The 18,824-nt window shown below is 42.8% G+C and carries 13 protein-coding genes; 1 reads left to right on the top strand and 12 read right to left on the bottom strand.

Annotation, left to right across the window (positions count from 1 at the left end):
• Positions 1-201: 201 nt before the first annotated feature.
• From gnd to NYP55_RS06640, 3 genes are all read right to left on the bottom strand, one after another.
• Positions 202-1,077: a phosphogluconate dehydrogenase (NAD(+)-dependent, decarboxylating) gene (gene gnd, locus NYP55_RS06650; RefSeq protein WP_004132247.1), complete on the bottom strand. Its 876-nt coding sequence runs from the start codon at positions 1,075-1,077 to the stop codon at positions 202-204.
• Between the two features lie 97 nt (positions 1,078-1,174).
• Positions 1,175-2,515, bottom strand: coding sequence for a GntP family permease (locus NYP55_RS06645; RefSeq protein WP_004132249.1), 1,341 nt, complete (start codon positions 2,513-2,515; stop codon positions 1,175-1,177).
• A gap of 181 nt (positions 2,516-2,696) precedes the next feature.
• Positions 2,697-3,224 (bottom strand): gluconokinase, encoded by a 528-nt coding sequence (locus tag NYP55_RS06640; protein ID WP_004132207.1) that lies wholly within the window; start codon positions 3,222-3,224, stop codon positions 2,697-2,699.
• A 161-nt stretch (positions 3,225-3,385) separates the two neighbouring features.
• On the opposite strand from NYP55_RS06640, the gene NYP55_RS06635 reads away from it, so the two are divergent.
• Positions 3,386-4,126, top strand: coding sequence for a FadR/GntR family transcriptional regulator (locus tag NYP55_RS06635; RefSeq protein ID WP_004132206.1), 741 nt, complete (start codon positions 3,386-3,388; stop codon positions 4,124-4,126).
• Positions 4,127-4,169: 43 nt separating this feature from the next.
• Here the strand turns inward: NYP55_RS06635 and NYP55_RS06630 are convergent, their stop codons facing one another.
• The 9 genes from NYP55_RS06630 to NYP55_RS06590 form a co-directional block, all read right to left on the bottom strand.
• Positions 4,170-5,012 carry an HD domain-containing protein gene (locus NYP55_RS06630; RefSeq protein WP_004132205.1) on the bottom strand — a complete coding sequence of 281 codons (843 nt, stop codon included), beginning with the start codon at positions 5,010-5,012 and terminating at the stop codon, positions 4,170-4,172.
• A 139-nt stretch (positions 5,013-5,151) separates the two neighbouring features.
• Complete coding sequence (locus NYP55_RS06625; protein ID WP_472781765.1) at positions 5,152-7,665, bottom strand: KUP/HAK/KT family potassium transporter; 2,514 nt, start codon at positions 7,663-7,665, stop codon at positions 5,152-5,154.
• 197 nt (positions 7,666-7,862) lie between these two features.
• On the bottom strand, positions 7,863-8,843 hold the full coding sequence (locus NYP55_RS06620) for a TatD family hydrolase (RefSeq protein ID WP_464411329.1): 981 nt from the start codon (positions 8,841-8,843) through the stop codon (positions 7,863-7,865).
• A 53-nt stretch (positions 8,844-8,896) separates the two neighbouring features.
• Positions 8,897-10,693 (bottom strand): ABC transporter ATP-binding protein, encoded by a 1,797-nt coding sequence (locus NYP55_RS06615; RefSeq protein WP_472781764.1) that lies wholly within the window; start codon positions 10,691-10,693, stop codon positions 8,897-8,899.
• 1 nt (position 10,694) lies between these two features.
• Positions 10,695-12,521: an ABC transporter ATP-binding protein gene (locus NYP55_RS06610; RefSeq protein WP_101889801.1), complete on the bottom strand. Its 1,827-nt coding sequence runs from the start codon at positions 12,519-12,521 to the stop codon at positions 10,695-10,697.
• A 255-nt stretch (positions 12,522-12,776) separates the two neighbouring features.
• Positions 12,777-14,525 (bottom strand): ABC transporter family substrate-binding protein, encoded by a 1,749-nt coding sequence (locus NYP55_RS06605; RefSeq protein WP_248901522.1) that lies wholly within the window; start codon positions 14,523-14,525, stop codon positions 12,777-12,779.
• A gap of 324 nt (positions 14,526-14,849) precedes the next feature.
• On the bottom strand, positions 14,850-16,745 hold the full coding sequence (locus NYP55_RS06600) for an ABC transporter ATP-binding protein (protein ID WP_016795340.1): 1,896 nt from the start codon (positions 16,743-16,745) through the stop codon (positions 14,850-14,852).
• Positions 16,746-16,765: 20 nt separating this feature from the next.
• Positions 16,766-17,713: an ABC transporter permease gene (locus NYP55_RS06595; RefSeq protein ID WP_004132192.1), complete on the bottom strand. Its 948-nt coding sequence runs from the start codon at positions 17,711-17,713 to the stop codon at positions 16,766-16,768.
• Between the two features lie 26 nt (positions 17,714-17,739).
• Positions 17,740-18,723, bottom strand: a complete 984-nt coding sequence (locus tag NYP55_RS06590; RefSeq protein WP_032815600.1) for an ABC transporter permease — start codon at positions 18,721-18,723, stop codon at positions 17,740-17,742.
• Positions 18,724-18,824 lie beyond the last annotated feature (101 nt).

Genomic DNA, 18,824 nt, shown 5'->3' with positions numbered 1-18,824 from the left:
CGCCACGCAACCACACACCAACAAAAACAAAACAAAAACAACCCAAAAAAACAAGAAAAACACCCCCAAAAACCAAAACACGGGAGTGTCGCAAACAAAAATAGATGGGCAATTAACACATAACTGCCCATCTATACAATCTTTATCTATTTTTTACCTATTTTACCTATTTTTACCTTAGATATTTTCTACTTACTTTGACTATTTTTTAGTCACATGGCCACCAAACTGCGCACGCAACGATGAAACTACTCGCAAAGTGTCATCTCCACCTCCGCGAGATACTTGACGAGCCCACAATGAGCATGCGGTAACTGGGGTTGGAACACCAAGTTCAAGTGCAGCTTCAACCATCCACTTTGCTTCACCAGACTCATTAGCAACAGGAGGCATAGATTCTAATGTAGGATCGTCTTTTGCAGCGCGTGCGAATAAGTCAAGCAGCCAAGACTGAACAACAGAACCTTGACGCCATGAAGACATAACCTTAGCTGGATCATCTATTAATTCTGAACGCATCATTGTTGCAAAGCCTTCACCAAAAGCCTGCATCATGCCGTATTCGATTCCATTGTGAACCATCTTGGCAAAATGACCACCACCAACAGCACCAGCATGAACTAGTCCGTCAGGACCTTCAGGCTTCAAAGTCTCGAAAATTGGTAACATTCTCTGATAATCTTCATCGGAGCCGCCAGCCATCAATGCGTAACCACGAGTAGATCCCCAAACTCCGCCTGAAACTCCAACATCCATAAAATGGATTCCTTTTGTTTTTAATTCAGAAGAATGACGCTGATCATCAACATACCTAGTATTGCCTCCATCAATTACTAGGTCATTATCTTCAAGAAGATTGCTTAATTTTTCGATAGTTGTGTCTGTAGGAGAACCAGCTGGAACCATAACCCATACAATACGCGGACTAGAAAGTCTTTGTACCAATTTTTCTAAAGAGTCAACATCTCGATTTGATTCGGCACTAACGTCGTATCCAACAACTTCATGACCTCCTTCGCGCAAGCGCTTAACCATGTTTCCGCCCATGCGCCCTAAACCGATAACACCTAATTGCATAATAAATTCCTTCTTTCAAATTTTTTAATAACTTTTAATAACTTTTAATAACTTTTGCAAAACTGTCACAAAACTTATTCAGACAATCTTTTTAATTTCATATGAACACAGGAACAACAGCAGAAACTAGCATAATAATTGCAAGTCCAACAACAGACAATACTGTTTCCATCAATGACCATGTTTTAAACGTTTGCCCTACGCTCATACCGAAATATTCTTTAACCAACCAGAATCCAGCATCATTTACATGAGATAAGAAGATTGATCCAGCACCAATAGCTAGTACGAGTAACGCTAATTGTACTTGATTTAGATTTGCAGCCAAAGGTGCAACAATTCCAGATGCTGTTACGGTTGCAACGGTTGCAGATCCAGTCGCTAATCTAATTAGTACAGCAACAATCCATCCAGCCAGAAGAGGATTAAGATTTGCCTGAACAATGCCAGTAGCAATAACTTTACCAATTCCAGAATCTACAAGGGTTTGCTTGAATCCACCCCCAGCAGCAACTATCAACAAGATACTTGCAATTGAGGAGAACGAAAGACCTACCAGAGAATTCAATGTATCTCTACTCCATTTTGCGCGAATAGCAAATAATATCATCGCAAAAATAGTAGTGATTGTAAGAGCTTCAAGTGGTGTTCCAATCCATGCGATTACACTACCAAATGTAGATTTTGATTGCCCCGTAATATCAACAACACTGGCTGCAAGCATAAGAATTACTGGAAGTAAAATTACGCTAGACGCTTCCGCGAATGTAGGACGATTTTGTGGCTTATCTTCCTTCTTATTGTCTTCTTCTTGCTTAGCTTGAATAGGAACCATTTTTACCATCCAATGAACCATTAGAGGTCCTGCGATTGCTACAGTTGGTATGGCGATAATCAAACCAAAAGCCAAAGTCAATCCAATGTTTGCATGCAAAGCATCAATAGCAACAAGTGGTCCAGGATGTGGCGGTACAAAAGCATGCAAAGCCGATAAGCCTGCGAGCGCTGGTATGCCGAGAGCAATTACTGGCATTTTTGTACGACGCGCAACAAGAAGAATAATTGGTATAAGTATCACTACACCAACTTCAAAGAACAGTGGAATTCCAACAATAAATGCGCTCAGAGCCATGGCCCATGGAAGCTTATGTTCTGGAGCTTTCTTCAGTATGGTGTCACAAATCACGTCTGCTCCACCTGAACGTGTAAGAAGAATTCCAATAATTCCGCCTAAAGCAATGAGTAATCCAACTCCTGATGCTGTGGAACCAACTCCATTAGTAAAGCTTGTAAGACTTTTATCATATGGAACTCCTGCAATGATTGCAGTTGCAATCGAACCAATCATTAACGATAGGAAAGGATGTACTTTTACCACTGCAATAAGTACGACAATAAGCGCTATACCTAATATTGCCGCAAGAATTAACCCACTCATAAATCCTCCATGATTTTGTGAATTGTTTTAATTATTGTGAGGCTTTGTTTATAATTCCTTGTGATCTTTTGTTTACGATCAATGCGCTAACAACTTTGTTATTTGCGTTAGTAATTTTTGAATGTATATTTTTGTGCTGCTTTACAATTGTTATGCTTTACAATTGCGACTATTTTTACATTTACAATTGTTTTTGCAGCTGCGATTGTTCATATGTTTTCACTGCTTTGATAGCTCTATGAACCATATCTTCAACAGAACCTTCAATCGATATAACGGTTCCGTTTTCTTCTTTACCTAGAGGCTCCAAAATTGCGAACTGACTTGGCAATAAAGATGGTGGCATAAAGTGTCCTTTACGATCTTTTAGCCTCTGCGCTATTAACTCATGGCTTCCGTTTAAATGCAAGAAGTACACGTTTAGATTTTTAGAAAGAACTTCGCGATATGACCGTTTTAATGCAGAGCTTGAAACAACTGTGTTTTCTCCAAGACTTTCACGCGCAACCATCCATTTGTTAATAAGATCCAACCAAGGCCAACGATCTTCATCTGTTAGCGCAATTCCTGCGGACATTTTATCTATATTAGCTTTTGGATGAAAATCATCACCTTCTGCCAGAGTGTAACCAAGTTGATCACGAATTGCCTCAGAAACAGTAGACTTGCCGCAACCAGCAACGCCCATCACTACAATGTGAATCGCCATAATAGCTCCTTTGTTATTGACAACACTATAAGAATACCACACAAAGACTCTTTGTCAAAGAATTAAGAGTCTTTAATGTGTTATTTTTTGAGCATAACTATATTTTCATTTTCTATTTGCTAGGATGAAACCATAAATATACATAAAACTGCGAGGCAAATATGGTGTCTAATACCACACAAAGTCAAATTTCTAGTGACTTAGTGACCGAAAACGCTCCTTTACATCTATCTATATCAGATTCTCTCGCAGATGAAATAGTAAATAACAAATGGGAGCCAAAAACTAATCGAAAACTAGAAGATATTCAAAAACAATATGGAATATCTAGAACAGTAGCTCGAGAAGCAACAAGACTATTAGCATCTTTGGGTTGCGTACAATTTCAACGCGGAACAGGCGTAATAGCTTGCAATCCAGAAAATTGGGACGATTTAAATACACGAGTAATCACATGGAAACTACATTCACCATACAGAGAAAATGAACTACGAGCATTAACAGAACTTCGTCTTGTTGTAGAACCTGCCGCAGCAGCTGGATGTGCATTACGCGGAGATGTAGAAATACGCTATAAATTGGGCGTAATTGGTCACGATATGGTAAAAGCGGTAGAAGAAAATAGACTGGCAGATTTTCATGAATTAGATATCCAGTTCCATACTCTTTTGCTTGCAAATAGCGGTAACCCGATTTTTGCAAAACTTAGTTCAATAGTCGAAAGCGTATTACGAGGCAGAGTTGAACTTAATCTTTATCCACAAAAACCAAACAAAGAAGCGATATTAAACCATAAAAAGGTAACACAGGCAATTATGGAAGGTGACGCAGCTGCAGCAAGCGCTGCTATGCACGATATTGTAGCCGAAGTAAACACTGCACTTGGATTAGCGGCTTTATAGCCATAAAAGCAAAGCTTAATCAATCTTACCTAATCAACTTTGCCTAATCAACCTTAAGACCAAAGAAATCTGCAAGCTTGCAAACGCTCACTCTGCCATACTTATTAACCAAGCACATCCATCGCTTTGCGTTCTCTTCGCCAAAGCGCGCAGCCTTACGCCTATACGTATCTACAGTTAAAAATCGCGGCGGAATCGACTTACTGTTGTATTTATCTGCAACCATCACAATTTCTTGCTCAACCGTACGCGGAACATAATCGCCAGATGGAAGCGGCAAATTTTGCGCAACAACTTGCTCGCGAGTTAGCCCAACGCCCGTATGGTTACGCGCAAATTGCGCAATATCTTCACTAAAACCATTATCAATCAAATAGTTGTAGCCGCGCAAGCCGTGCAAAATATAATTCGGTCCGTCAAACTCCAACTTGCCATCCGCAGCTTTTGAACCGTCTTTAGCTAAAACAAAATACGTTCCAATATCGTGCAACAATCCGCCAGCAAACGCCGCATATTCGTCTACATAATCTTTCGGCGCGATTCCGCCACTAACTTTAGGAAGATCAAGTGGATTTGTGTCAATTAACTTTTTAAGACACGACTTTGCTAAATCACACCTGTTTTTTAGATCTTCATTGATTTTAGACATTTGACGAAGCATAATTTGCTCAACATCTGCTTGCGACTTATCCGCAAAATCCGCAAAATCATTATTCAAATTAAGCTGCTTAAAAGCCAACAGCTGATTTTGGTGTCTAGCAAGCATCCAAGAAATCGTAGCAATAACAACACAATGACAATGAATCAAATTGTACGCAGCTTCACTTGGCGCAGTAGTGCGATGTAACTTTTCAATCCTATTAAAATCAGGCAAATCTGCAAGCATAATAATCGCGCTCCTTAAACCCTAAATCACAAAACGGCCGTTATTGAAAGCAAGCGCACAAGTAAACATAAGCACATGCGCAAGCCAACGCAAACGGCCGATTAGCAGTAAAGCAATAAAGCAATAATACGTATTTTAGTTATTTTTTAACTGCTTTAATCTGACCAGTATCTATTCTAGCGATTTTGCCAGTGTTAGATATTTTAGTCTCCTTATTTTCAGACTTATTTTCAGACTTGCTTACAGACTTATTTTCAGACTTGACTTCTCCAGAAACATTCGCTGCAGCAATATCTCTAGCGTTCATAATCGCAGTTTGCTCGGCATCAACCGAAGCTTGCGCTGCAACATCATTGCCTTGCAAAGACTGAACAGCTCTAGATGAAGCAACCTCTTCTCGCTTTAATCGAGGAGGTCTACGAGTAGAAACAAACAACGGCTGAACTTCTACAACAGGATTATACGGAGCTAAGCCAAACCACTTAACTGGCGTTCCCGCAATATGACGAATCGCATACTTCATTTTTAGAGACAATGCGCCACGCAAAGAAATATTCGATTCAGGCATTAATGCCTTGTGCAAAAGCACGTAACGAATTGGGCCAATATCTGGATCCGCATCTACCTTAGGGTACACAGACTGCTGTTGTGGCAGCTCGCCCGTATGCGATAAATCGTGCATAATTTGATGCAAATATGCAGGAATCGAAGGAGAAACCTTAAATCCAAGCTTGATTTTAACGCGGAACAAATAATCCGTGCCAAAATTCTCCACGCAATATTCGCGAGTAAACGGAGCGTCATCAGTTTCTACAGAAACAGCCCACCACGCACGAGCGCGCTTAGGATGATCCGCAAAAATCGAGAAGAAAATACCAGTATCTAGACGCTTCATCTCCTTATCGGAAGTCAAATACACAATATTGTCTGCAAAATAAGGGATTCTAAAATCACTGTGCAACTTATCTAGAACAGGCAAAAAGTCCTTAGGCTTCATGTGCAATCGCTGCGAGCGCTCAATCTTAGTGCCATCTTTCCAGGTGAGCATAATAATCAAAATCGATGCACCAAGAAGCATGGTAAACCAGCCGCCGTGCATAAACTTTGCCATAGAAGCTATAAAGAACAAAATCTCAATAATCAGGAATACTGTGGCAAATACCAGAGCGCCAACCTTCTTCTTTTGATACCACATGTGAACCGTAAGAAGTATTGTTGTTGCAATCATGGTAAGCGTAAGCGCAAGACCGTACGCTCCAGATATATGCTCAGAATCCTTAAACACAGCTAAAACTGTAAGAGTTGCAAGACAGAGCACAAAATTAACAACAGGAATATAAAGCTGACCTCGAGTTCGCGCAGGGTATCGCACTTGAAGATGAGGCATCCAGTTAAGGCTGGTAGCTTCCGAAACCATAGTATAAGCACCAGTAATCAAAGCCTGGGATGCAATAATGCCAGCTGTTACAGAAAGCACAACGGCAACGTAACGTAAATTCGGGCTTAGCATCTGGAAGAACGGGTTTAAGCCTTCTATAGACCACAATGCTTTATTGTTTTGATGCTGAAGCATCCAGCTGCCTTGACCGAAGTAGTTTAGAATAAGCGCCACTTTAATAAACGGCCACGTAACATAAACGTTTCCACGACCAACGTGACCCATATCGGAATACAGCGCTTCTGCACCAGTTGTAGAAAGGAAGATAATGCCCATTAAGGCCATTCCTTGCATATTGTGCGAACTAAACAAGAACTTTAGGCCGTAAATCGGGTTCAAAGCCTCAAAAATCGCCAGATTTTCGCCAATATTCATGATTCCAACAAGCGCTAGGAATCCGAACCAAATCATAACGACTATGCCGAAAACTTTTCCAATTCTTTCAGTTCCGCGCTGTTGAACAGAAAACAGAATCACAATAATAATTACCGTGATCATTAAAGAAAGATTGTCGTTTTCTAAGAAGATAGGCCTAAACGCAGATATTGTGCGCAAGCCTTCTACTGCAGAAGATATTGAAACTGCTGGAGTTAGAACAGAATCCGCAAGGAACGCCGCACCACCAATCATTGCTGGAATCGCAAGCCATGCGCCTTTTCGCCTAATAAGCGAGTAGAGTGCAAAAATTCCGCCTTCGCCCTTGTTGTCTGTTCGCATTGCAACAAACACGTATTTTACTGTTGTGATTAGCGTAATCGACCAAAACACAAGGGAAAGCATGCCATAAACCGCTTCGCGACTAATGTTTTGCAATCCGCCTTGACCTGCCAAGAATGTTTGAGCAGTGTACAAAGGAGACGTTCCAATATCTCCATAAACAACGCCCAATGCCACAATTGACATGCCCAAAGTGAATTTATCGGAGCTGGTTTGTATCTTTGCCCACAATCTTCCAAGCGGGCCTCTAACAGCACTATCCGCAAGCTTTTCGGCCTCTTTAACCTCTTTTGCTTGCTGATACGCCAACGCCTCTCGCTCTTCGCGAGTGGTGGTTTTCTGAGAAACCTTTGGCGCTTTTGTAAAAGAAGCGGCCTTTAGAATCGCCTCTTTAGGGTTTGTTACGCCCTTATTAGCGGCCTTCTCAGACTCCTTCGCCACGTTACGAAGATCTTTAGCGTTATCACCAGATAACGCTGAAACGCGTGACTTAGTCATGCTTGATTTTTCCTCCAAAAAGTAAAACCTCTTCTTGGCAATAATCTGCCATAATAAGAAGTCGCATACGGTCTTACCACTTACAGTTTTATTTATTTGTACCTAAATATTGTATACAACAACAGATATATAGCGCAAAATTGCCGCAGAATCCTTGAAAAATAAGGGCTAATTTAAGCGTGATTAACGCCTAAATTTTAAAAACCATAAACTTCATGCGTTGTTTTTAAGGTTGACTTTGCTACCTCCATCAAAGAACAATCAAGCGCGGTTGCTAACGATTCAAGAGTGTAAGGCACCATATACGGCGCGTTAGGCCGCCCGCGGTAAGGCATCGGCGTAAGGTACGGCGCATCCGTTTCAACAGTTATGTGGTCTTTGCCAATGATTCGCGCAGACTCTTGCAAATCCTCGTTGCCCTTATAACTAATCGTTCCAGAAAAACTTGCGTACCATCCGTTTTCTTTTAGCACTTGAGCTAAGTCTTTTCCGCCAGAATAGCTGTGAAACACTGTGCGCTCTGGCGCTCCGTCTTTTAGCAAAATTTCTACAACATCGCTATGCGCATCTCTATCGTGAATTTGAAGCGGCAAATTAAGCTCTTTTGCAAGCGCTATATGCGCGCGGAACGAGTCGCGTTGGTAAATTCTTGCGCGTTCACCTGTGCGGAAATAGTCTAATCCCGTCTCGCCAATCGCAACTACTTCTTTTGGATGCTCTATTACTAGCGAGCGCAAGTGTTGCATCGCTTCGTCAAATGGAATATCGTGATACGGCTTATAAACTACTGGCAAGCCGTCTGGCCCTTCTGCTCCCCTATGGCCGTGTAAAGGCGCTTCGTTTGGGTGAATCGCTATTGCAGCGCGTACGCAATCCGCGTAATCTGCCGCAAAATCTATTGTTGGTTGCCAATCTGGGTATTCGCATCCAACTTCAATCATTTTAGAAACGCCTGATGCTTTTGCACTATTTACTAAGTCGTTTGCGCTAGGCTCAGCTATTAAATCTCGCCCTTTTTGCTCTAATTCTTGATTAAGATTTTTTGCAAAATCCACTACGCTTAGCATATGCGTGTGGTCGTCTGCGATTGTTATGCCTTCTTTAATTAGATTCTGCCATATTTCAGACTGCTCTGTTAAAGAAGGCGCCCAATTATGTTCGCGATGATGCTTACTCATGATTTACAAGTGTAGTCGCATATTTAACGCGACTTACAACGCAACTTTTGCGCTTATTGAATCGCAGCACTAATCGCAGCATACTGCGATTCCACAAGTCTGTAATACGCACCTTTTTGCGCCATAAGTTGCTCATGACTTCCGCGCTCTACGATTTGCCCATGGTCAATCACGCAAATCAAATCCGCATTCTCGATTGTAGAAAGCCTGTGTGCAATCACAAAAGAAGTGCGATTTTTAAGCAATTGAGCTAATCCTGCTTGCAAAGCTTCTTCTGTACGCGTATCTATATTGCTTGTTGCTTCGTCTAGGATCAAAATTCGCGGGTCTGCTAAAAGCACGCGCGCAAACGATATAAGCTGCCTTTGGCCTGCAGAAAGAGTAGCTCCTCGCTCTTCAATCTTAGTATCGTAGCCATTAGGCAATTCTTCAATAAACTCGTGAGCGTGAACAACTCGAGCCGCAGCCTCAATCTCTTCGTCCGTTGCGTCAAGCTTGCCGTATCGAATGTTTTCTTTAACAGTTCCGCTAAATATAAAGCTGTCTTGAAGCATAACGCCCATTTGTTTGCGCAAAGATGCTAACGTTATTGAACGCACATCGTATCCGTCAATGGTGATTGAGCCTTCGGAAACGTCGTAGAATCTAGAAAGAAGACTTACAAGCGTTGTTTTGCCCGCCCCAGTAGGGCCAACAAGAGCAACCGTAGTTCCAGGCTCAACGTGCAAGTCAACTAAATTCAAAATCGGCTTTCCGCCCTCTTCGTAGCGAAAAACAACATCGTTTACGTCAACCTTGCCTTTAATTTTCGGCAATTCTTTTGCATCTGGCTTATCTACAATATTTGGCTTAATACTTAAAGTCTCAAAAATGCGCTCCAAATACACTGAGCATGTTACAAGTTGCGTGTAGAAGTTACCAATGTTTACAACTGGCTCCCAGAAAGTGCTCGAATACCACACAAATGCTATAAGCGTACCCGTGCTTATGTTCATACTGCTCGCGTTTGTTATGCCAACATAGTAGAGCAGCGAAATTGCTGCGCTTTCAATAATCGAAGCTCCAGGCCAAAGCAGCATTTGCACTCTAACATTTTGCATCCACGCTTTTCTAACTCCCGACTGCTGATCTTGGAATGTAGCGTATTGCTCCGATTCGCGCGCAAAAGTCTGAGTGGTTTTTACGCCTGCGATTGATTCGTGCAAATATGCGTTAAGATTGCTTTGCTTATTTGATAGTTTTTTAGACGCTTTTCGTTGCAAAATTTGCAAAGTGCGAGTCCAGATTATAAAAACTGGGAATAATACAAGACTCCACAATGCCATTCGCCAATCCAGAGCAAACATTGCGATTAGTGTAATGATTAGCACAAAAACATCGGAAAACACGTTGATTAAACCAGAAGAAAGCGTGTCGGAAAGCGTGTTTATGTAGTTTACTATGCGAATCAAAATCTTGCCGTGTGGGCGCGAATCGAAGTAATCAAACGATAACGATTGCACGTGCGTAAAAATATCTCGCCGCATATCTTTAATTATCATTTGACCGAGTCGCGTAATTGCAAGCGTTCTGTAGGCTAACCCAAGCTCATACAGCACAATAAGCACGCCAAACAATGCAATAAGCGCGTACAAATAAGAAACGTTTTTATTAGGCAAAACTACGTCTATAAGTGTTTTTGTAATCATTGGAGTTACTGTCATAATGCAACTTCCGCTAATAACAACTAAAACTATTTTGACTAGCTGCCATACGTACGGCTTTATATATTTGCGAACGCGCATCAACTCGTGCAAATTTACGTGCTCTTCTTGGCCTTCGTCTTCTCTATAAGTGTTGCGCTGCGCCATTCTACTCCCCCTTAGCCTCGTGTGAATCTTCAAATCCCAAAGCTTTGCCTGTTTGCATACCAAGCTGCTTTTTATAGATTTCCCAATATCTTCCATGCGACGCAACAAGCTGCTCATGTGTTCCGCGCTCTACGATTTTGCCGTGATCTAGCACAACAATCATGTCTGCGTCTTTAACAGATGAGATTCTGTGAGCAATTGTGATTACTGTTCGCAAGCAGTCTAACTTTTTTAGCTCTTTTTGAATATGCTCCTCAGTTTCCATGTCTACTGCAGAAGTTGTATCGTCCATAATTAAGACTGCGGGATTATTAGCTAGCGCGCGAGCAAGACTTAAGCGCTGCTTTTGACCGCCCGAAAGGCCAACTCCTCGTTCTCCTACAACAGTTTCGTAGCCTTCTGGCATACTCATAATAAAATCGTCTGCATCTGCGATTCTTGCCATGCGCCTAATAGTGTTATCTAACTCTTTGCAATTTTCCTCGTTTTGAGGCAATCCAAAGCTAATATTTCCTGCAATCGTATCGGAAAACAGGAATGTTTCTTGCGCGACTATGCTAACTTGATTTCTAACAGTTTCTAGAGGCCATTCGCGCACGTCTTTTCCATCAATCAAAACGCGACCGCTCGTAGTGTCATAAAAACGCGCTATAAGACTTACAAGCGTTGACTTTCCAGACCCCGTTTCTCCTAAGATTCCAAGCTTTGTGCCTGCTGGAACATCTAAATCAATATCGCTTAAAATTGGTGAATCAAGATCATCTGGGAACGCAAAATCAACGTGTTCAAAAGTTACGCGCCCCTTAACTTTAAGATTTTCCGCAGATGTAGATGGCAAATCAATATGCGATTCTTGCGTAAGAAGCTTACGAATATTTACGCATCCTGCGTTGAATCGCTGCCAATCATTAATAAGCCACCCAACCATTCTTACTGGCATGTGGAGCATCCAAAGGAAGCTGTTAAACGTTACAAACGCGCCTAAAGTCATGCTTCCATTAAGCACAAGCCATCCGCCAAATCCTACTGTTACAAGCTCCAGCGCAAAGCCCATACCGTCCAGCCATGGCATGTATTTTTGCGTGTTTTTTGCAAGCGTAATATTGCGATTAAAGTAGTCTTCGTTGCAATCGTCGAATTTCTTTGTTTCAAAAGGCTCGCGAACAAAAGCTTTTACAACGCGATTACCTTCAATGTTTTCTTCCACCATTGAATTCATGCGTGCAAACGATTCGCGAATCGCAAGGAACTTCGGCCTAGCATTCTTGCCCATAAGCTTTGCAAGCCAGAATAAAAATGGTGTAATTGCCATAAGTGCTAGAGCTAGCTGCCATTGGATTGAAAACATTATAATTAGCGCAAACACAAACATTACTAAGCAATCCAGCGCCATATAAGACACCCAGCTTAAAATGTGGCGAATCGCGTCCGTATCCGAAGTCATGCGGCTCATAATGTCGCCTGTGCGCGTGTGATTAAAGTACGTAAAGTCAAGTGAATGCAGCTTCTCGTACTCGTCGCTTACAAGGCGATACACGGCGTTTTGGCCGAATCTTTCCATTTGAAGCTGGTAGATATACCTTGATCCAACGCGAACAATCATCATTGCAACCATTAGCACGCATACAAAAGCAAGCAAATCATGCTGTTTTCCAATAATGACTTTGTCTACAATAAAGCCCGAAAGCAGAGGCATTGTCATTGCCATTGTGTCGTTTATAGTAAAAAGAACTAGCGATACGCCTACTCTCCACATATCTGGCTTACAATATTGCAAAACCCAGCGCACATTGCTTGCGTCTTTGCGTTTATTTGGATTTACATACATGCGCTAGATTCTCCCTTATTTTTGACTTCGCGATTTATTTTTTATTAAGTTTTATTAAGTTTATACTATTTTTCTGAGTTTATTTTTGCGCGACTATTTTTTACGCGACTATTTTTTACGCGACTATTTTCTGCGCAAGCACACGCACGCGATTACAGCAAAAGCATGTGGCGTGCAGCCAAAGACCACACGCCACATGCTATAAGTTAAGCAATCAGCTTAGTAAACTTGCGCGAATCATCGCTACAAATTTACTCACTTCTGCCAACCGATGTTTTCAACAAAAACGTTAGCATATCCAGCAGGACCGCCGTTAGCAAAGCCCTTCTTGTATGCCTGGTAGGTTGGAGGAGCAGAAACTGGGAGCGTGCCATACTCAGCAAGAGCCATGGACTCAGCCTTGTTGCTCAATGCAGTCTGTTCCTTGTAATCGTAGGTCTTGCCAACCTTGGCGAGCAGGGCATCAATCTTCTTGCTGCCAGTACCAGTAAAGTTGGAATCGCTCTTAGAACCGTAGACCTGGGAAGCGGATGCCAAGAAGCTCAATGGGGATTGGGAAACCCAAGCCATTGGAAGCACCTGGAAGTCGAAGGAGCTTACAGTCTTAGAGAACTTAGAAGCAGGCTTGTTTACAGTCTTGCACTTCATTCCAGCCTTCTTCATCATGGCCTGGAATGCGTTAGCAAGAGCTGCCTGAGTGGAGTCATCGCCGAAGAAGGTAAATGTGAACTGAACGGTCTTGCCATTCTTAGCATAGTAGCCGTCTTTGCCCATCTTGTAGCCAGCGGCCTCAAGAGTCTTCTTAGCGTTTTCTACGTTGAACTTACCATCAGCTGGGAGGTTGTTCTTGTAGCCAGCCTGGAACATGGAGAGAAGCTCCGAACCTGGCTGCTCGCTCTTCCAGTTCATACCCTGGAACTGAATCTTGTTGTAGGTGGCAACGTCGAATGCCTGGACAACGGCCTTACGCACGGCCTTGTCTTTGAATGCGCCAGCCTTTGCGTTTAAGTTAATAACACGAATCTTGGTGCTGTAGCCGTAACGGAGCTGAGCGCCCTTAACGCTACGAGCAGCCTTAACCTTATCCTTGGTGGAGATGGAATCCACGGAATCGATTTCGCCGTTCTGGAAGGCGTTCATTGCAGCGGTATCTTCCATACGCTTTACAACAACCTTGTCAAGCTTTGCCTTCTTGCCCCACCACTTTGGATTGCGCACGAAAACAACCTTATCTTCGGTTGCGGACTGAATCTCGAATGGACCTGCGCCCCACTCGTTGTGAGGATTACCTACCCAACCCTGGTTGAACACGGTTGGATCGGTTGCCTTTGGATGAACCAATGGAGCGAAAAGCAATTCCCAAGTTGCGCATGGCTTATTGTACTTAACGATTACTTGCTTAGGATTTGCGCCCTGCTCAACGGACTCAATGCAGTCGTAGCCCTCGTGAGATGGAACGGAGTAGGCTTCGTTCTTGCCATTCATAACTTCCCAAGTGGCCTTAAAAGCAGTGTAATCAATGTCTGTGCCGTCGTTCCACTTAGCCTTTGGATTCAAATCGTACTGAACTACGAGTGGCTTGTCGCTAACCTTCTTAACAGAAGTAATGTAATCAGGGTTGTACTTAACCTTCTCGCCCTTAACGGTATCGTAATAAGGAAGCGATGGCTGGTAGAAGCCCCACAAAGTGGCCATATAAGCGGTGTTACCGTCGTTAGAAGCGTAGTTCCAGTTTGGACCCATGTCGGAAAGCGAGAACGTGTAAGTACCGCCATCCTTAACATTGTCACGAGGCTGTGGATTGTCGTAACGCTTGTCAACCTTAGGCATTGGAAGAGCGCCAGTGTAGGAAGTATCCACACCTGCGGCTGGCTCTTCGGTCATTCCGCCCTTAGCTTTATCTGCCGTAGTGGCGGTTGTACCACCACAAGCGCCGAGCAGCATTGCAACAGAAAGTGCAGCTGCGGCGAATACAGTTAATTTACCTGCATTAGTTTTTTTCATGATTCCTCTCATTCCCCAGAAATGATGTCCACTTTCTGGTATGTGTGTAGAGTATATCTAATCTTTTGACATTTTGTGTTACGACTTTTTTAACAAATGCTGAATTTAAGCTTTTGTTACTTAAGATTTAATCCAGAAAAAAGAAAATTAAATGCAGAAAACAGCAAAACAGAAAATTTTTTAGTTTATTTTGATTAAAAAACAAAATATATTACTTTTTTTAGAATTTATGCGCCTGTAACAAAAATCGCGTGTGTCTTGCATAACACACGCGATCAAACTTGCCCTAAACAAAAGTTTAGGCGTATTCACAAAAGATTAGAATCAGACGCTTGCAACGTCATCAAACGAATCTTCTTCGTTGAGAATAATACGCTTACGATTCTTCTCAATAACAGGGTCTGGAATTGGCACAGCGCTAATCAAAGCCTTAGTGTACGGGTGCTTAGGATTATCGAATACCTCATCCGTTTCGCCAGATTCAACAATGCGTCCGTGGTACATAACAGCAATTCGGCTAGAAATATGACGAACAACCGCCATGTTGTGAGCCACAAACAAGTAAGCAACACCCAACTTGTCTTGCAAATCTTCAAGCAAGTTAATAATTCCAGCTTGAATAGAAACATCCAAAGCCGAAACAGGCTCATCAAGAAGAAGCAGCTTAGGGTTTACAGCCAAAGCGCGAGCAATAGCAATACGCTGACGCTGACCACCAGAGAACTGCGTTGGGAAGCGATCAACCTGATCTGGATTTAGCTCAACAAGCTGCATAAGCTCCGCAATACGCTGACGAATCTCTTCCTTCGACTTCTTTTGAACATGAAGAGGCTCTGCCAAAATATCATAAACAAGCATACGAGGATCAAGAGAGCTCATAGGATCCTGGAACACATATTGAATCTTAGAACGAAGCTCGCGACGCTGCTCTTTAGTCAACTTATCGTTAAGCTCGGTGCCAAAAACTGTAATAGAGCCAGCTTCTGGCTTCTTTAAGCTCATGATTTCCATCAAAGTAGTTGACTTACCAGAACCAGATTCTCCAACAAGAGCCACAGTTTCGCCTTCGCGAATCTCAAGGTCAATGCCATCAACAGCGCGAACTTCGCCAACCTTACGTCGCAAGAAACCGCCACCTGTAATTGGGAATGTTTTAACTAAGCCCTTAACATCCAAAACAACCTTGCGATCCTCGCGAGGAATGCCTTCAAACATTGGCTTAATCGTTTTTTCGGTTTCTGCGTGAAGCATCGCGCGAACAGTTTCGCTTTCTGCCTCAAGGCCCATCATATCGCTGGTATCGCCACTCTTTTCTTCTGCAATCAACATATCCATTGTTGGCTTAGAGATTGGAGTTAAGCGGCGAGTACGCTTTTGATCAACGCGCGGAACAGCGCCAAGCAAACCGATTGTGTATGGCTGAGTTGGGTGAGCAAAAATCTCCTCAACGCTATTATGCTCAACCAAATGACCCGCATACATAACAATAACTTCGTCTGCAACGCCAGCAATAACGCCCAAATCGTGAGTAATGAAGATCATTGCGGCGCCAGTTTCTTTCTGAGCCTTCTTCAAAACATCCAAAACCTGAGCCTGAATCGTAACATCCAAAGCGGTAGTAGGCTCATCAGCAATAATAATATCTGGGTTGTTAGCAATTGCCATTGCAATCATAACGCGCTGACGCATGCCGCCAGAAAACTCATGAGGGAAAGCCTTTAAGCGCTCAGCTGGCTTAGTAATACCAACCAAGTTAAGAAGCTCAATAGAGCGATCGCGAATCTGATCTTCGGTCATATTTGGATTATGAATAACCAAAGCTTCCTTAAGCTGATCTCCAATAGAGAACACTGGAGTTAAAGCAGAAAGAGGATCCTGGAACACCATTGCAATGTTCTTACCGCGAATCTTACTCATCTCTGCATCAGACTTTGTTAAAAGCTCTTCGCCCTTATAAACAACAGAACCCTTAACAGAAGCATTCTTATCTAGCAAGCCCATAACAGCCAAAGAAGTAACAGACTTACCAGATCCAGATTCGCCAACAATACCAATTGTTTTGCCGCGATACAAATCAAAGTTCATATTGCGAACAGCGTGGACTGTACCAGCTTCCGAAGCAAAGCTAATTTGCAAGTTGCGTACAGAAAGAAGTGGTTCGTTGTTCTGATTTTCCATTGCAAAGTCTTCCTTATTTGCGTTATTACCCATATCAGTCATGTTTAAACCTCCAACAAGCCTTACTCGGCCTTACCAACAGACCTAGAATATGGATCAATCGCATCGCGCAAGCCATCTCCAATAAGCTGAACGGAGAAAGTCAAAACAACCAAAACCGCAGAAGGAACCAAAAGAACCCAAGGAGACGTCATAACGCTACTTTGACCAACGTTAAGAAGAGTACCCAAAGAAGTATCTGGAGCCTTAATACCAAGACCCAAGAAGCTCAATGCTGTTTCGCCATTGATTGCGCCGATAACACCAAGAACCGTGTTAATAATCAAAACGGAACCAAGATTTGGAACAAGGTGGCGAACAATAATGCGGAACGAAGAAACGCCTTCAAACTTAGCAGCACGCACATATTCGCGTTCGCGCAAGCTCAAAGTCAAAGTTCTAAGCGTACGAGCGTAACCAATCCAACCAAAGGAAGTCATGCCAAACGCAAGCCACAACCAGTCGTTGCCGCCAGTAGCAGAGCTAACAATCAAAGCAATAAGCAAGAAGGATGGAACAATCAAAAGCATGTCTAGAAGCCACATGCCAACCTGCTCAAACCAACCTTCAAAGTAAGAGATAGCAGTACCAACCAAAGCAGCAATAATCGTAATCGAAATGGAGCTTACAATACCAATAGAAAGCGAGCGACCAAGTCCGCGAACAACCATTGCATACATGTCTGATCCGCCAGGCGTAGTTCCAAGCCAATGCTCGGCGCTAGGAGGAGTTGCAAGAGCCGTAAAATCAGGCTCGTCGTAGCCCCACTTGCTAATCTTAGAGCCAAACAAAGCAAGAAGAATCAAGAGAACAAGTAAAACTAAGCCAACAACAGCGGATGGACGCCTAAAGAAGCGGCGCGTATAAAGCGTTATTTTGCCTGTGCGCTTAAAATTACCCCAAGAATTAGCAGTTGCCTTTTTATCGGCAGCAGACTCTTGAGCCTTTGAAGATACATCTTTTTTACTCATATCAATACACCTACACTATTGCGCAATTAGCTCAAACGAATACGAGGATCAAGCCAAGCGGAGAAGATATCTGCCAACAAGGCTCCGGCCAAAGTACACACGGCTCCGAACGCAGCAATAGCAACAGAACCATTAATGTCGTTATTAGAAATAGTTTGTACGAAGTAGCTACCCAAACCGTTAATTGCAAACACGGTTTCAGTAATCACAGCGCCCGTAAACACGCCTGCAATAGAGAAGGCAACGTCTACGGCAGTAGGAATCAAAGAAGTACGCAAAGCGTGACGACGAATAGCCACATTTAGAGGCAAACCCTTAGCGCGAGCAGTACGAACGTAATCAGCATTCATAGTATCGAGCAAATAGGTGCGCTGCGTAAGATGGTAGCCAACCATGCCAGGAACGGTCATAACAATTGTTGGCAAAATCAAATGCTGCAAGAAGTCAAGAATAAAAGCAATAGGATTAGAACCCTGGTAGGAATGTAATCCAGTAACAAAGAACAAACGAGAACCAGCAGCGTTATTAATGCTGATTGCAGCTAAAACAATAAGTAATCCAAACACGGCGGCTGGAACAACAAGCAAGAACGTAGCAATAGAGTTAAGAACCCTGTCTTGCCACTTATATTGGCGAATAGCAGTATAAACACCAACGCTAACGCCTAAAACAATACCAAGAACAGTTGCGCATGTAACCAGCTGCACCGATGCACCGATTCGCGCAGCAATCGCAGGACCAACAGGCGCTTGCTCTGGGCTTAATCCCCAATCCCAACGAGTAAGAACACCAGTAATCCAACGCAAATACCTTGTAATAACTGGAGTTTGGTCGTTAATATTTGCTAAATCCAAAGAACGGTTAATCGAAGGAATTGGCGGATGCGGATGCCTAGACATATAGTTCGATCTCGGATCCATAAATGCACTTGCCAAGAAATACGTCATGGATACGGACACAAACAGCATCACAACATAATTCAGGCATCGTTTAACGATGTATCGTATCATTGTGACTCTTTTCTACGTCTAAACATTGTTACCTCCATCTGGTAACTGCAAACTTACGCTTGCACACTGCCATCATTTAATCACTAATTAAAAAGGCAAAT

This window comes from Gardnerella sp. c10Ua_31 (genome assembly GCF_055700915.1).
Note: the sequence above shows the minus strand (reverse complement) of the source record. Positions and strands in the feature narration are given on the sequence as shown.

Excerpts from the sequence above, each read along its gene's own strand:
- gnd (WP_004132247.1), bottom strand. The coding sequence starts at position 1,077 with ATGCAATTAGGTGTTATCGGTTTAGGGCGCATGGGCGGAAACATGGTT.
- NYP55_RS06645 (WP_004132249.1), bottom strand. The coding sequence starts at position 2,515 with ATGAGTGGGTTAATTCTTGCGGCAATATTAGGTATAGCGCTTATTGTC.
- NYP55_RS06640 (WP_004132207.1), bottom strand. The coding sequence starts at position 3,224 with ATGGCGATTCACATTGTAGTGATGGGCGTTGCTGGTTGCGGCAAGTCT.
- NYP55_RS06635 (WP_004132206.1), top strand. The coding sequence starts at position 3,386 with ATGGTGTCTAATACCACACAAAGTCAAATTTCTAGTGACTTAGTGACC.
- NYP55_RS06630 (WP_004132205.1), bottom strand. The coding sequence starts at position 5,012 with ATGCTTGCAGATTTGCCTGATTTTAATAGGATTGAAAAGTTACATCGC.
- NYP55_RS06625 (WP_472781765.1), bottom strand. The coding sequence starts at position 7,665 with ATGACTAAGTCACGCGTTTCAGCGTTATCTGGTGATAACGCTAAAGAT.
- NYP55_RS06620 (WP_464411329.1), bottom strand. The coding sequence starts at position 8,843 with ATGAGTAAGCATCATCGCGAACATAATTGGGCGCCTTCTTTAACAGAG.
- NYP55_RS06615 (WP_472781764.1), bottom strand. The coding sequence starts at position 10,693 with ATGGCGCAGCGCAACACTTATAGAGAAGACGAAGGCCAAGAAGAGCAC.
- NYP55_RS06610 (WP_101889801.1), bottom strand. The coding sequence starts at position 12,521 with ATGTATGTAAATCCAAATAAACGCAAAGACGCAAGCAATGTGCGCTGG.
- NYP55_RS06605 (WP_248901522.1), bottom strand. The coding sequence starts at position 14,525 with ATGAAAAAAACTAATGCAGGTAAATTAACTGTATTCGCCGCAGCTGCA.
- NYP55_RS06600 (WP_016795340.1), bottom strand. The coding sequence starts at position 16,745 with ATGACTGATATGGGTAATAACGCAAATAAGGAAGACTTTGCAATGGAA.
- NYP55_RS06595 (WP_004132192.1), bottom strand. The coding sequence starts at position 17,713 with ATGAGTAAAAAAGATGTATCTTCAAAGGCTCAAGAGTCTGCTGCCGAT.
- NYP55_RS06590 (WP_032815600.1), bottom strand. The coding sequence starts at position 18,723 with ATGATACGATACATCGTTAAACGATGCCTGAATTATGTTGTGATGCTG.